Annotated in this window: 14 protein-coding genes and 2 riboswitches; of the genes, 12 read left to right on the forward strand and 2 right to left on the reverse strand. The window is 68.3% G+C overall.

The window, feature by feature from the left end; all coding sequences use genetic code 11:
• Nucleotides 1–122: 122 nt before the first annotated feature.
• A riboswitch (TPP riboswitch) is annotated at nucleotides 123–224 on the forward strand.
• A 100-nt stretch (nucleotides 225–324) separates the two neighbouring features.
• The 7 genes from thiC (at nucleotide 325) to C265_RS06595 (ending at nucleotide 6,811) form a co-directional block, all read left to right on the forward strand.
• Nucleotides 325–2,205, forward strand: coding sequence for a phosphomethylpyrimidine synthase ThiC (thiC, locus tag C265_RS06565; protein WP_010813323.1), 1,881 nt, complete (start codon nucleotides 325–327; stop codon nucleotides 2,203–2,205).
• Nucleotides 2,206–2,341: 136 nt separating this feature from the next.
• Nucleotides 2,342–3,535, forward strand: a complete 1,194-nt coding sequence (locus tag C265_RS06570) for an FAD-dependent oxidoreductase (RefSeq protein WP_011614417.1) — start codon at nucleotides 2,342–2,344, stop codon at nucleotides 3,533–3,535.
• Between the two features lie 12 nt (nucleotides 3,536–3,547).
• Nucleotides 3,548–3,745, forward strand: coding sequence for a sulfur carrier protein ThiS (gene thiS, locus C265_RS06575; protein ID WP_010813325.1), 198 nt, complete (start codon nucleotides 3,548–3,550; stop codon nucleotides 3,743–3,745).
• A gap of 3 nt (nucleotides 3,746–3,748) precedes the next feature.
• Nucleotides 3,749–4,585 (forward strand): thiazole synthase, encoded by an 837-nt coding sequence (locus C265_RS06580; RefSeq protein WP_010813326.1) that lies wholly within the window; start codon nucleotides 3,749–3,751, stop codon nucleotides 4,583–4,585.
• Nucleotides 4,582–5,718, forward strand: a complete 1,137-nt coding sequence (locus C265_RS06585; RefSeq protein WP_010813327.1) for a thiamine phosphate synthase — start codon at nucleotides 4,582–4,584, stop codon at nucleotides 5,716–5,718. The genes C265_RS06580 and C265_RS06585 overlap by 4 nt, the downstream gene beginning before the upstream one ends.
• 14 nt (nucleotides 5,719–5,732) lie before the next feature.
• The gene (locus tag C265_RS06590; RefSeq protein ID WP_010813328.1) at nucleotides 5,733–6,242 is read left to right on the forward strand and encodes a GNAT family N-acetyltransferase; all 510 of its coding nucleotides are present in this window, start codon (nucleotides 5,733–5,735) and stop codon (nucleotides 6,240–6,242) included.
• Between the two features lie 116 nt (nucleotides 6,243–6,358).
• Nucleotides 6,359–6,811: a PaaI family thioesterase gene (locus C265_RS06595; protein WP_010813329.1), complete on the forward strand. Its 453-nt coding sequence runs from the start codon at nucleotides 6,359–6,361 to the stop codon at nucleotides 6,809–6,811.
• A 21-nt stretch (nucleotides 6,812–6,832) separates the two neighbouring features.
• On the opposite strand, the gene C265_RS06600 is transcribed toward C265_RS06595, so the two are convergent.
• Nucleotides 6,833–7,267: a PGDYG domain-containing protein gene (locus C265_RS06600; protein WP_010813330.1), complete on the reverse strand. Its 435-nt coding sequence runs from the start codon at nucleotides 7,265–7,267 to the stop codon at nucleotides 6,833–6,835.
• A gap of 5 nt (nucleotides 7,268–7,272) precedes the next feature.
• Nucleotides 7,273–8,097 (reverse strand): bifunctional hydroxymethylpyrimidine kinase/phosphomethylpyrimidine kinase, encoded by an 825-nt coding sequence (gene thiD, locus C265_RS06605; RefSeq protein ID WP_010813331.1) that lies wholly within the window; start codon nucleotides 8,095–8,097, stop codon nucleotides 7,273–7,275.
• A gap of 58 nt (nucleotides 8,098–8,155) precedes the next feature.
• A riboswitch (S-adenosyl-L-homocysteine riboswitch) is annotated at nucleotides 8,156–8,271 on the forward strand.
• Nucleotides 8,272–8,393: 122 nt separating this feature from the next.
• On the opposite strand from thiD, the gene ahcY reads away from it, so the two are divergent.
• The 5 genes from ahcY to C265_RS06630 all read left to right on the forward strand — a co-directional run bounded on the left by ahcY (nucleotide 8,394) and on the right by C265_RS06630 (nucleotide 12,310).
• On the forward strand, nucleotides 8,394–9,812 hold the full coding sequence (ahcY, locus tag C265_RS06610) for an adenosylhomocysteinase (RefSeq protein ID WP_010813332.1): 1,419 nt from the start codon (nucleotides 8,394–8,396) through the stop codon (nucleotides 9,810–9,812).
• A gap of 73 nt (nucleotides 9,813–9,885) precedes the next feature.
• On the forward strand, nucleotides 9,886–10,236 hold the full coding sequence (locus C265_RS06615) for a phage holin family protein (protein ID WP_010813333.1): 351 nt from the start codon (nucleotides 9,886–9,888) through the stop codon (nucleotides 10,234–10,236).
• A 61-nt stretch (nucleotides 10,237–10,297) separates the two neighbouring features.
• A complete protein-coding gene (gene metF / locus C265_RS06620) occupies nucleotides 10,298–11,128 on the forward strand; it encodes a methylenetetrahydrofolate reductase [NAD(P)H] (RefSeq protein ID WP_010813334.1) in 831 nt (276 codons plus the stop codon).
• A gap of 9 nt (nucleotides 11,129–11,137) precedes the next feature.
• A complete protein-coding gene (locus C265_RS06625; RefSeq protein ID WP_010813335.1) occupies nucleotides 11,138–11,497 on the forward strand; it encodes a TfoX/Sxy family protein in 360 nt (119 codons plus the stop codon).
• Between the two features lie 51 nt (nucleotides 11,498–11,548).
• The gene (locus C265_RS06630; RefSeq protein ID WP_010813336.1) at nucleotides 11,549–12,310 is read left to right on the forward strand and encodes a Mut7-C RNAse domain-containing protein; all 762 of its coding nucleotides are present in this window, start codon (nucleotides 11,549–11,551) and stop codon (nucleotides 12,308–12,310) included.
• Nucleotides 12,311–12,330 lie beyond the last annotated feature (20 nt).

The following is a 12,330-nucleotide window of genomic DNA, read 5'->3' on the forward strand; positions in this document are numbered from 1 at the left end:
TGTGAGTGATTATTGCGCTGCAGCATGCGCGATTCGATACCTTTTCGAACAGGTGTGGCACCACAAACGGCAGGGAACTGGCACTGGCGCCCACCGGCACCTTGTGCTTAAATTCACCCCGTTGGATGAAACAGGGGTGCCGTACGGATGGGCCGTGCGGCTGAGAGAGTCCCTTCGAACCCGATCCGGCTAGTACCGGCGTGGGAAGTTTCACAAGACCAAGTCTCCAGTCCCTCCGGGACTCGCCGCCTCAGGCCTCAGGCCCCGGGCAGCGCTCACAAGGCTCCTGGTTTCGTCCACCCCGCAAGAGAGAGGACGACACCCATGGCCCGTACTGCCCCCGCTGCATCCTTCGAATCGCTCGAAAGCGACCTCGACCAGAAATTCGCCTACCCGGCTTCCAGCAAGACCTACCTGACGGGCAGCCGCCCCGATATCCGCGTACCGCTGCGCACCATCCTGCAAACGTCGACGCGCACCGACAAGGGCGAGATGCAGAATCCGCCGATCCCGGTGTACGACACCTCGGGCCCGTACAGCGATCCGGACGTGCATATCGACCTGAAGGCCGGCCTGCCCGCCGTGCGCGCCAAGTGGATCGAAGAGCGTGGCGACACCGAAGTGCTGCCGGGCCTGTCGTCGGAATACGGACGCGACCGTGCCAACGACCCCGCCACCGCACACCTGCGCTTTGCCCAGCTGACCAATCCGCGCCGCGCCAAGGCCGGTGCCAACGTGTCGCAGATGCACTATGCGCGCAAGGGCATCATCACGCCTGAAATGGAGTATGTGGCGCTGCGCGAATCGCTGAACCTGCAGGCGCTGTACGACAAGCCCGACTACAAGGCGCTGCTGCGCCAGCATCCCGGCAATGCGCTGGGCGCCGGCCTGCCGCTGCGTCCGGAAGACATCACGCCGGAATTCGTGCGCCAGGAAATCGCCTCGGGCCGCGCCATCATTCCCGCCAACATCAACCACACCGAGCTGGAGCCGATGGCGATCGGGCGCAATTTCCGCGTCAAGATCAACGGCAACCTGGGCAACTCGGCGGTGACCTCGTCGCTGGCCGAGGAAGTGGAAAAGATGGTGTGGTCGATCCGCTGGGGCGCCGACACCATCATGGACCTGTCCACCGGCAAGCACATCCACGAAACCCGCGAATGGATCCTGCGCAACTCGCCGGTCCCGATCGGCACGGTGCCGATCTACCAGGCGCTGGACAAGACCGGCGGCATCGCCGAGGACCTGACCTGGGAGATGTTCCGCGACACGCTGATTGAACAGGCCGAGCAGGGCGTGGACTACTTCACCATTCACGCAGGCGTGCTGCTGCGCTACGTGCCGCTGACCGCCGACCGCGTCACGGGCATCGTTTCGCGCGGTGGTTCGATCATGGCCAAGTGGTGCCTGGCACACCACAAGGAAAACTTCCTGTACACGCACTTCGACGAGATCTGCGAAATCATGAAGGCCTATGACGTGTCGTTCAGCCTCGGCGACGGCCTGCGTCCGGGTTGCATCGCCGACTCGAACGACGACGCCCAGTTCGGCGAACTGCGCACACTGGGCGAACTGACCGCCAAGGCATGGAAGCACGACGTGCAGGTGATGATCGAAGGCCCGGGCCACGTGCCGCTGCAGCGCATCCAGGCCAACATGGACGAAGAGCTCAAGCATTGCTACGAGGCGCCGTTCTACACCCTGGGACCGCTGGTGACGGACATCGCCCCCGGCTACGACCACATCACCAGCGGCATCGGCGCGGCCAATATCGGCTGGATGGGCACCGCCATGCTGTGTTACGTCACGCCCAAGGAGCACCTTGGCCTGCCGGACAAGGAAGACGTGCGCGAAGGCATCATCACCTACAAGATCGCTGCCCACGCTGCCGACCTTGCCAAGGGCTGGCCCGGCGCGCAGCTGCGCGACAACGCGCTGTCCAAGGCACGCTTCGAGTTCCGCTGGGAAGACCAGTTCAACCTGGGCCTCGACCCGGAACGCGCGCGTTCCTACCACGACGCCACGCTGCCGGCCGAGGGCGCCAAGATCGCCCACTTCTGCTCGATGTGCGGGCCGAAGTTCTGCTCGATGAAGATCACGCAGGAAGTGCGCGACTACGCGGCGTCGCTGCCCAAGGAAGCGCAGCAGGGCATGGAAGAGAAGTCGATCGAGTTCCTGAAGAAGGGCAGCAAGATCTACTCGTGATGCAGTGACTGGCAGTACGGGCATGGCTTCGCATCCATGCCCGCTCGTGTTTCGCCGCCGCGCAGCGCCTCGCGCGGCGGCACCGACAACAAGGAGGCCGGCGCGGCCGCACGCGCCGTCCGGCACAACACCCCTCATGACAGCAGTGCAGTCGTTTGACGTCGCCATTCTCGGGGCCGGTCTTGCCGGGCGCCTGGCCGCCTGGCAACTGGTACGCAGCGGCGCCCGCGTGGCGCTGGTGGAGCGGGCCGGTCCGGACGGCGCGGGCTCGGCCGCCTATGTGGCCGCGGCCATGCTGGCGCCGCTGGCGGAATCGGCCATCGCCGAGCGCCGCATCGTCGACCTGGGCATCGCCAGCGTCGACCTGTGGCGCGCGTGGCTGGCCGAGTTGCCTGAGCCGGTCTTCTTCCAGGAGGACGGCACGCTGGTGGTCTGGCATGCGCGCGACCGCGCCGAGATGTCGCTGTTCACCAGCCGCGTGCGCGCGGTGGCGCCGCCCGAACTGGTGTCGCAGCGGCTGCGCGCGCTGGACGGCAAGGGCGTGGGCGAAGTCGAGCCCGCGCTGGCGGGCCGCTTCCCGCAGGGCCTGCTGCTGGCCGGCGAAGGCCAGCTCGACAACCGTGGCGCGCTGCGCGCGCTGTTGTCGTGCGCGGTCAGCGAAGGCGTGCATTGCGTCTGGGAGGCTGGCGAGGTCGATGCCGAATCGCTGCCCAAGCTCGGCATCCGTGCCGACGTGGTGCTGGATTGCCGCGGCCTGGGCGCGCGCTCGGCCTGGCCCGCACAGCCGGGCGGCGACAAGCCGGGCCTGCGCGGCCTGCGCGGCGAAGTGGTGCGCGTGCATGCGCCCGACGTCAGGCTGCATCGGCCGGTGCGGCTGCTGCATCCGCGCTACCCGATCTATATCGCGCCCAAGCCCAACGACCTGTACGTGATCGGTGCCACCGAGCTGGAAAGCGAGGATGATTCGCCCATGAGCGTGCGTTCCGCGCTGGAGCTGCTGTCGGCGGCGCATTCGCTGCATCCCGCCTTCGGCGAGGCCCGCGTGCTGGAACTGAACGTGCAGCGGCGCCCGACGCGGCCCGACCACCTGCCGGCGATCCGCGTGGACCAGCGCGCGCGCGTGGTGCGCGTCAACGGCTTGTACCGGCATGGCTTTCTGATTGCGCCGGCGGTGACCGAGGCCGCGTGCGCGGTGGTTGGCGCGCTGCTCAAGGGCGATCCCGCGGCCCATGCCGTGCCGGCCGCGCTGCGCTGGCCTGGCATGATCGAAGCCGTGACCGAAGCGCCCGCTGCCGCTACCATGGCCGCACCCGGCGGGCTGCTGCACTAACGCATGACTGACATGGAAATCCTGCTCAACGGCCGACCGCTCGCCCTTGCCGATTCCGCCACGCTGGCGGACGCGGTGAGCGTGGCGCAGATCGTGCCCCCCTTTGCCGCGGCGGTCAACGGCCAGTTCGTGCCGCGCGGCGCCCACGCCAACACCCTGCTTGCGGCCGGCGACCGCATCGACCTCGTGCAACCCGTAACGGGAGGCTGACCCATGACATTCGAACCTTCCGAAACCTTGCGCGACCCGTTCGTGCTGTATGGCGAGTCGTTCGGCTCGCGCCTGCTGCTGGGCACCGCGCGCTACCCGTCGCCGGCCACGCTGGAGGCGGCCGTGCAGGCCTCCAGGCCCGCCATGATCACCGTTGCGCTGCGCCGCCAGGGCGCGGTCGGCGCCGGCGAGGGCGGCCAGGCCTTCTGGCAGATGCTCAAGGCGCTGGACGTGCCGGTGCTGCCCAATACCGCCGGCTGCTTCACCGCGCAGGAAGTGATCACCACTGCGATGATGGCGCGCGAGGTCTTCGAAACACCGTGGATCAAGCTGGAGCTGATCGGCGACGACTACACGCTGCAGCCCGATACGCTGAACCTGCCGGCCGTGGCCGAGACCCTGATCAAGGAAGGCTTCAAGGTGCTGCCGTACTGCACCGAGGACCTGGTGCTGTGCCGCCGCCTGCTCGACGTGGGCTGCCAGGCGCTGATGCCATGGGCCGCGCCGATCGGCACCGGCCGCGGCGCGGTCAACCCGCACGCGATGCGCGTGCTGCGCGAGCGCCTGCCCGACACGCCGCTGATCGTCGATGCCGGCCTGGGCCTGCCGTCGCATGCGGCGCAGGTGCTGGAGTGGGGCTACGACGGCGTGCTGCTCAATACCGCGGTGGCGCAGGCCGCCTACCCGGTCAATATGGCGCGCGCCTTTGCGCAGGCCGTTGAGGCTGGCCGCACCGCCTACCTGGCCGGGCCGATGCCCGAGCGCGAGGTGGCGCAGGCCAGCACCCCGGTGGTCGGCATGCCGTTCTGGCACGCCGACAGCACGGAGCAGCGCGCATGACCCGCCGCGCCGTGCATGCCGCCAGCGACGGCCCGCTGCGCCAGGCGGTGCTGGAACACTATGGCGAGACCTTCGGCGTCGATGACAAGCCGTGGCAGGCCTGGCGCCTGGCCGACGCGCCCGCGCAACCCGGCGCCCACGACGTGCTGCTGTTCGACGGCGAAGCCGACGCAGGCACGATCGCGCGCGTCGCCGCCGCGGGCGCCACGCTGATCGAGACCGATCGCGAGGGCGGCCAGTGGATCGACACCGTGCGCTCGCCGATGGGCACGTGGGTCTTCTCCGTCGCCGCCGACACCGACCAGCCGCATTCGCCCGCCTTCGTCGCGGTGCTGCTGGCCAGCCTGGCGCTGCATTTCCCCGCGCACGACGCGCTGTGCCTGGCGCGCGCCTGGGAGCCGGGCTCGGCCGACTGGCCGTCTGACTTTGCCCGCTTCCCGCATGTACGGCACGCCGCCCTGGTGGCACCCGAGCAGGCCGCGGCGCCGTTCGCGCCGTGCCCCGCGCTGGGCCTGTACGTGGTGGTGCCAAGCGCCGAATGGATCGAGCGCCTGGCGCCACTGAACGTACCGACGGTGCAGCTGCGCTTCAAGTCCGAAGACCCGGCCGCGGTGCGCGCCGAGATCGCACGCGCGGCGAAGGCCATGCAGGGCTCGTCTTCGCGCCTGTTCGTCAACGACCACTGGCAGGCCGCGATCGACTACCGCGCCGCCAACGGTGGAGATCAGAGCGGCATCTACGGCATCCACCTTGGCCAGGAAGACCTGGATGATGCCGACCTCGATGCGATCCGCGCTTCGGGCCTGCGCCTGGGTGTCTCCACCCATGGCTATGCCGAGATGCTGCGTGTGGCCGCGATCCGCCCCAGCTACCTGGCGCTGGGCGCGATCTTCCCGACCACCACCAAGGTGATGCCGACCCAGCCGCAGGGCATGGGCCGCTTCCGCGCCTACGTGAAGCTGATGCAGCCGGTGATCCCGTCGCTGGTGGGCATCGGCGGCGTCAACGCGGCCAATATGCGCGAGGTGCTGGCGGTGGGCGTCGGCAGTGCCGCCGTGGTGCGCGCGGTGACCGAGGCTGACGACGTGCCGGCCGCGGTGGCCCAACTGATCAGCCTGTTCCCGGCTGCCTGAGCGCGGAGCCAGCCATGGCTGCTGCTGCGCACATCCGCCTGGCAGCGGCGGACGAGGTGCCGCGCCTGGCCGATATCGAACTGGCCGCCGCGGCGCTCTTCCCTGATACGGACCTGCCGGCACTGCTGCGCCTGGTCAGCACGCCCGAGCCGGTGCTGGCCGCCGCGCAGCGCGAAGCGCGCCTGTGGGTAGCCGAGCGCGATGGGGAACTGGCCGGCTTTGCGCTGGCCAGCCGCAACGGCGAGTGCGCCTACCTCGATGAAATGGATGTGCACCCCGACCACGGGCGCCGCGGCATTGGGCGGGCGCTGGTAGGGGCGGTGCAGGGCTGGGCGCGGGCGGGGGGATCGCACTCGCTCAACCTGACCACGTTTGCCCACCTGCCCTGGAATGCGCCGTTCTATGCATCGCTCGGGTTTCGCCAGTTGCGTGACGACGAGCTGTGTCCGCTGCTGGCCGATGCATTGGCGGCGCAGCGTGCTGCGGGGCTGCGGCAGCGGGTGGCGATGCGGCAGGTGCTCTGAAGGGCGCGCGCGGTGCCAGGATTTGTGCGACATTCGCCCAGCCGCGGGAACCGAACGGGACCCCGCCGTTATGATGTTGGGCAGCATTCCCCGCCAACCACCCAGCATCCCCCATCATGTCCAGCCAGACCGCCCCCGAAATCACCCCCGTCGCCCCCGGCACGCCCGAGAAGCCCTACTTCGGCATCGACGTGCCGCTGATGCGCTATTTCGGCCTGCAGCCGGAGCTTATCGAGGAGGGCTATTGCCGCACGCGGCTGCCGGCGCACCCGTCGCTGGTCAACAGCCGCGGCGATGTGCATGGCGGCACGCTGATGGCGACGCTGGACTTCACCCTGAGCGGCGCCGCGCGCTCGCATGCGCCGCTGGAAACCGGCGTGATCACGATCGACATGTCCACGCATTTCCTGGCGGCAGCGCGCGGCGAGCTGATGCTGGAGGCGCGCTGCCTGCGCCGCGGCGCGCGCATTGCATTCTGCGAGGGCGAGGTCAAGGATGCTGCCGGCACCGTGGTGTGCGTGGCGCGGGCCGCGTTCAAGCTGGTGCCGCTGTCCGCCGGCGGCAACTGACCCCGGCATCGGCCTGGCCGCTCAGTCCTGCAGCGGCCGGTACACCTGTTCGAAGCGTGCGCGCTCGGTGATGCCATAGTCGCCGGGCGCGTATTGCATCAGCCAGTCGCCCGGCTTGCCGTGCAGCACGTCGCCGCCGGCGCTGCGCGCGATGCTGAAGGCCTCGTGCATCTCGCGCGCCAGTACCGGGATCGGCTTGTTGCGGTAGGCGCCGTCCTGGCCGTGCGCGAGCGGCGGCACGGCCTCGTACTTGGGGTCGAAGCGGTCGCGCGAGACGCACCAGCGGTCGCCGCCGCGGCTGGTGATGAGCGCATCGCCGGGTTGGTAGCGGTTGGGTCCCTCGCGGCTGATCAGCTCCCCGGGCCCGGTGGCGAACACCACGTCGACGACCTCATGCTTGAGGTAGAACGCGGCAGCGGGGTCGCTGCGCAGGTCAATATCGGCCAGCATCGTCATGTCTGTCAACCCAGCGCGCGCGGCGCGAACAAATGGTTCAGCGGCCCGTTGCCGGCGCCCAGCCGCAGCCCTGCGCCCGCGGCGATGGCCTGCGCCACATAGTCCAGCGCCGTGCCCACTGCCGCCTCCAGCGCATCGCCGCGCGCCAGCTGCGCGGCAATCGCCGCGGCCAGCGTGCAGCCGGTGCCGTGCAGGTTGCGGGTATCGACACGCGGATGCGTGAACACGCGCACGCTGCCGTCGGCCAGCATCAGCAGGTCATCCAGGCCGCCGGCGGCGCCGTCTTCGAGGTGGCCGCCCTTGAGCAGCACCGCGGGGCAGCCCATCGCGATCAGCTCGGTGGCGGCCTGTTCCATCTCGGCGCGGCGCGTGATCCTGCGGCCCAGCAGGTACGAAGCCTCGGGCAGGTTGGGCGTTACCAGCAGCGCGCGCGGGAACAGCAGCCGCACCATGGCCTGCGTGGTGGCATCATCGGACAGCGTCGCGCCCGAGGTCGAGATCATCACCGGGTCCACCACCAGCTTGCGGATGCCGTGCCGGTCCGCCGCCGCGGCCACGGCCTCGACGATGGCGGCGGTGCCCAGCATGCCGGTCTTGGCCGCGTCCACGCCGATATCGCCGGCCACGGCATCGATCTGCGCGGCCACCATGTCGGCGGGAATGGCGTGCACGCCGGTCACGCCCAGCGTGTTCTGCGCGGTGATCGCGGTGATGGCGCTCATGCCGAAGCAGCCCAGCGCGGAAAAGGTCTTCAGGTCGGCCTGGATGCCGGCGCCGCCGCCGGAGTCGGAACCGGCGATGGTCAGGGTGCGGGGTGGCGTTGGGATCATCTGTGCAGGAATCGGAGGGAGCCGGTGCGCAAGGCGCCCGGGCACGCTACAATACCGCCACTCCGAGGAGCGTTGCAACGGATGGAGGCCTGCGAAGCACATCGCGCGGCCGGCGGCACAGCCGCCCCATGCCATCCGCCAGGCTCGGACTGTCTTCAACGGCGCTCGCTGATCCGTGGTCCGCACGGAGGCGAGTCGACCTATCCGCGAGCTTCGCATGTGCCCTTGCGCCATGCCACAGCTGCCAGATTCCCCGTACTCGTCACCTGCGTGCCACTCTTCACCGGGAGTGAAACATGAACGCTGTGACCGACCTGAAGCAAGACTACCTCGTCGCCGACATCAACCTGGCCGGCTGGGGCCGCAAGGAAATCGCCATTGCCGAGACCGAAATGCCCGGCCTGATGGCGATCCGCGACGAATTCGCCGCCGCGCAGCCGCTCAAGGGCGCGCGCATCGCCGGCTCGCTGCACATGACGATCCAGACCGCCGTGCTGATCGAGACGCTCAAGGCACTGGGCGCCGACGTGCGCTGGGCCTCGTGCAACATCTACTCGACCCAGGACCACGCCGCTGCCGCGATCGCCGCCGGCGGCACGCCCGTGTTCGCCTTCAAGGGCGAATCGCTGAAGGAATACTGGGACTTCACGCACCGCATCTTCGACTGGTCGGACGGCGGCACCCCCAACATGATCCTGGACGACGGCGGCGACGCCACGCTGCTGCTGCACCTGGGTGCGCGCGCCGAGAAGGACGCGTCGCTCATCGCCAAGCCGGGCAGCGAGGAAGAGACCTACCTGTTCGCCGCCATCAAGGAAAAGCTGGCCAAGGATCCGAGCTGGTACAGCCGCAACCTGGAGGCCATCCGCGGCGTGACCGAGGAAACCACCACCGGCGTGCACCGCCTGTACCAGATGGCTCAAAAGGGTGAGCTCCGTTTTCCGGCCATCAACGTCAACGACTCCGTGACCAAGAGCAAGTTCGACAACCTGTACGGCTGCCGTGAGTCGCTGGTGGACGGCATCAAGCGCGCCACCGACGTGATGATCGCCGGCAAGGTTGCCATCGTGGCCGGCTACGGCGACGTGGGCAAGGGCAGCGCACAGGCGCTGCGCGCGCTGTCGGCGCAGGTGTGGGTGACCGAGATCGACCCGATCTGCGCGCTGCAGGCCGCGATGGAAGGCTACCGCGTGGTGACCATGGACTACGCCGCGGAGCATGGCGATATCTTCGTCACCTGCACCGGCAACTACCATGTCATCACCCATGACCACATGGCCAAAATGAAGGACCAGGCCATCGTCTGCAATATCGGCCACTTCGACAACGAGATCGACATCGCCTCGATCGAGAAGTACGAATGGGATGAGATCAAGCCGCAGGTCGATCACGTCAAGTTCCCGGACGGCAAGAAGCTGATCATCCTGGCCAAGGGCCGCCTGGTGAACCTGGGCTGCGCCACCGGCCACCCGTCGTACGTGATGAGCAGCTCGTTCGCCAACCAGACCATCGCCCAGATCGAACTCTGGCAGGAACGCGACAGCGGCAAGTATCCGGTCGGCGTCTACACGCTGCCCAAGCATCTGGACGAGAAGGTGGCGCGCCTGCAGCTGCGCAAGCTGAACGCGCAGCTGACCGAGCTGACCGAACAGCAGGCCGCGTATATCGGCGTGAAGAAGGAAGGCCCGTACAAGGCCGACCACTACCGCTACTGATCCGCGCAGGAAGGCAGGGCTCCCCCTCTCCCGCTTGCGGGAGAGGGGGAGAAACCAAATTCAAGGAGCCGTCATGAGACTACTGGTCGTCTGGATCATCAACGCCGTTGCGCTGTTCGTGTTGCCGTACCTCATCTCGTCGATCCACATCAAGAGCTTCGGCTCGGCGATGCTGGCGGCGCTGGTGCTGGGCCTGGTCAATACGCTGATCCGTCCGATCCTGGTGATCCTGACGCTGCCGGTCACGCTGCTGACGCTGGGGCTGTTTATCTTCGTCATCAACGCGCTGCTGTTCCTGTTTGTCGGCAACCTGCTGTCGGGCTTTACCGTCGGCGGCTTCTGGGCGGCCCTGCTGGGCTCCATCCTGTACAGCGTGATCTCGTGGCTGCTGGCCAGCCTGCTGCTGGGCGAACGCACCGCCTGAGGCGGCCTGCACTGACACGAATCCCATACCGCGCGCCGCGCCAACGCGGCGCGCCACCATCATGCAAGACCGCTACTTCAGCTTTGAATTCTTCCCGCCCAAGACGGCGGAGGGCACGGAGAAACTGCGCAACACGCGTGCGCAGCTGGCTCCGCTCAAGCCCAAGTACATCTCGGTGACGTTCGGCGCCGGCGGCACCACGCAGCAGGGCACGCTGGACGCGGTGCTGGAAATCCAGCGCGAAGGCATCGAGGCCGCGCCGCACCTGTCGTGCGTGGGCTCGTCGCGCGACAGCATCCGCGAGATCCTGAAAAAATACCGCGAGGGCGGCATCCGCCATATCGTCGCGCTGCGCGGCGACATGCCCTCGGGCATGGGCGAGATCGGCGAGTTCCGCTACGCCAACGAACTGGTCGAGTTCATCCGTGCCGAGACCGGCGACTGGTTCAATATCGAAGTCGCGGCCTATCCTGAGTACCACCCGCAGGCCAAGTCCCCGCGCCACGATCTCGAGAATTTCGTGCGCAAGGTCAAGGCCGGCGCCAACTCGGCGATCACGCAGTATTTCTACAACGCTGACGCCTACTTCCGCTTTGTCGATGACGTGCGCGCGACGGGCCTCGAGGTGCCGATCGTGCCGGGCATCATGCCGATCACCAACTACACGCAGCTGATGCGCTTCTCCGAGTCGTGCGGGGCCGAAGTGCCGCGCTGGGTGGCCAAGCGGCTGGAGAGCTTCGGCGACGACCGCGAATCGATCCGCGCCTTTGGCCTGGACGTGGTCACTGCCCTGTGCGAGCGGCTGCTGGCCGCGGGCGTGCCGGGGCTGCATTTCTATACGCTCAATGCGGCTGGCGCGACCAAGGCGATCTGGCAGCGCCTGAAGCTGTAACGCCCGCCCATGGCCACGCGCCGCCCCGATCCCTTCATCGAACATCTGCTCGAGCTGATGGGGCCGCTGGCGGCGCGCATCGGCCCTGTCAGCGCCAGGCGCATGTTTGGCGGCCATGGCCTGTTCTATGACGGGCTGATGTTTGCGCTGGTGTCGGGCGGCACCTGCTACCTGAAGGCCGATGGCGCCACGCGCGGCAAGTTCGAGGCCGAGGGCAGCGAGCCCTTCCGCTACCAGTCGGCAAAGCGCGAGGTCACCATGCGCCACTACCTGAGCCTGCCGCCGGCGGCGCTGGAATCGCCCGGCGCGATGACGCCCTGGGCGAAGCTGGCGGTGGAGGCGGCGCTGCGGCTGGGGAATGCGGGCTGAGGCAAGGTCCCGCTATCGCGCCGATCTGCCGACAGTGCCATACTCGGCACCATGGTCACCGCCACCTTCCGCTTCTACGAGGAACTGAACGACTTTCTCGCGCCGGACCAGCGCCGGCGTGACCTGTCCTGCGCCTGCGCGCGCGCCGCCACGGTCAAGCACATGATCGAGGCGCTGGGCGTGCCGCATACCGAAGTCGAGCTGATCCTGGTCAATGGCGAATCGTCCGGCTTCGAGCGGCAGCTGTGCGATGGCGACCGGGTCTCGGTCTATCCCAAGTTCGAACGGCTCGACGTGTCCCCGCTGCTGCGGGTACGCGAGCAGCCGCTGCGGGTGATGCGCTTTGTCGCCGACGCGCACCTGGGCGGCCTGGCGCACCTGCTGCGCATGACCGGCTTCGACACCCTCTACGACAACCATTTCGAAGACAGCGAGATCGAGCGCATCGCCGTCGACCAGGGCCGCGTGGTGCTGACGCGCGACCGCGAGTTGCTCAAGCGCCGCGGCATCACCCACGGCTGCTATGTGCGCGCGATCAAGTCGCAACTGCAGGTGCGGGAGATCTTTGCGCGGCTGGACCTGGCGCGCAGCGCACGGCCGTTCTCGCTGTGCCTGGACTGCAACGCGCCGCTGCGCGCGCTGGATGCGGCCGGCGCGGCCGGCCGAGTGCCGGACGGGGTGCTCGAGCGCCATCGCAGCTTTGTTACCTGCGACCTGTGCCGGCGCGTGTTCTGGGAGGGCTCGCACTGGCGCTGCATGCGTGCGCTGGTGGATGAGCTGGTGCGGGGCGCCGCCGAGGCCGGGCCGGGTTAGTGTCCTTTTCCGCAAAAACG

The organism is Cupriavidus sp. GA3-3 (genome assembly GCF_000389805.1).
In the GTDB taxonomy this organism is placed as follows: Bacteria; Pseudomonadota; Gammaproteobacteria; order Burkholderiales; family Burkholderiaceae; genus Cupriavidus; species Cupriavidus necator_D.

Coding starts and splice junctions, on each gene's coding strand:
- thiC (WP_010813323.1), top strand. CDS start 325: ATGGCCCGTACTGCCCCCGCTGCATCCTTCGAATCGCTCGAAAGCGAC.
- C265_RS06570 (WP_011614417.1), top strand. CDS start 2,342: ATGACAGCAGTGCAGTCGTTTGACGTCGCCATTCTCGGGGCCGGTCTT.
- thiS (WP_010813325.1), top strand. CDS start 3,548: ATGGAAATCCTGCTCAACGGCCGACCGCTCGCCCTTGCCGATTCCGCC.
- C265_RS06580 (WP_010813326.1), top strand. CDS start 3,749: ATGACATTCGAACCTTCCGAAACCTTGCGCGACCCGTTCGTGCTGTAT.
- C265_RS06585 (WP_010813327.1), top strand. CDS start 4,582: ATGACCCGCCGCGCCGTGCATGCCGCCAGCGACGGCCCGCTGCGCCAG.
- C265_RS06590 (WP_010813328.1), top strand. CDS start 5,733: ATGGCTGCTGCTGCGCACATCCGCCTGGCAGCGGCGGACGAGGTGCCG.
- C265_RS06595 (WP_010813329.1), top strand. CDS start 6,359: ATGTCCAGCCAGACCGCCCCCGAAATCACCCCCGTCGCCCCCGGCACG.
- C265_RS06600 (WP_010813330.1), bottom strand. CDS start 7,267: ATGACGATGCTGGCCGATATTGACCTGCGCAGCGACCCCGCTGCCGCG.
- thiD (WP_010813331.1), bottom strand. CDS start 8,097: ATGATCCCAACGCCACCCCGCACCCTGACCATCGCCGGTTCCGACTCC.
- ahcY (WP_010813332.1), top strand. CDS start 8,394: ATGAACGCTGTGACCGACCTGAAGCAAGACTACCTCGTCGCCGACATC.
- C265_RS06615 (WP_010813333.1), top strand. CDS start 9,886: ATGAGACTACTGGTCGTCTGGATCATCAACGCCGTTGCGCTGTTCGTG.
- metF (WP_010813334.1), top strand. CDS start 10,298: ATGCAAGACCGCTACTTCAGCTTTGAATTCTTCCCGCCCAAGACGGCG.
- C265_RS06625 (WP_010813335.1), top strand. CDS start 11,138: ATGGCCACGCGCCGCCCCGATCCCTTCATCGAACATCTGCTCGAGCTG.
- C265_RS06630 (WP_010813336.1), top strand. CDS start 11,549: ATGGTCACCGCCACCTTCCGCTTCTACGAGGAACTGAACGACTTTCTC.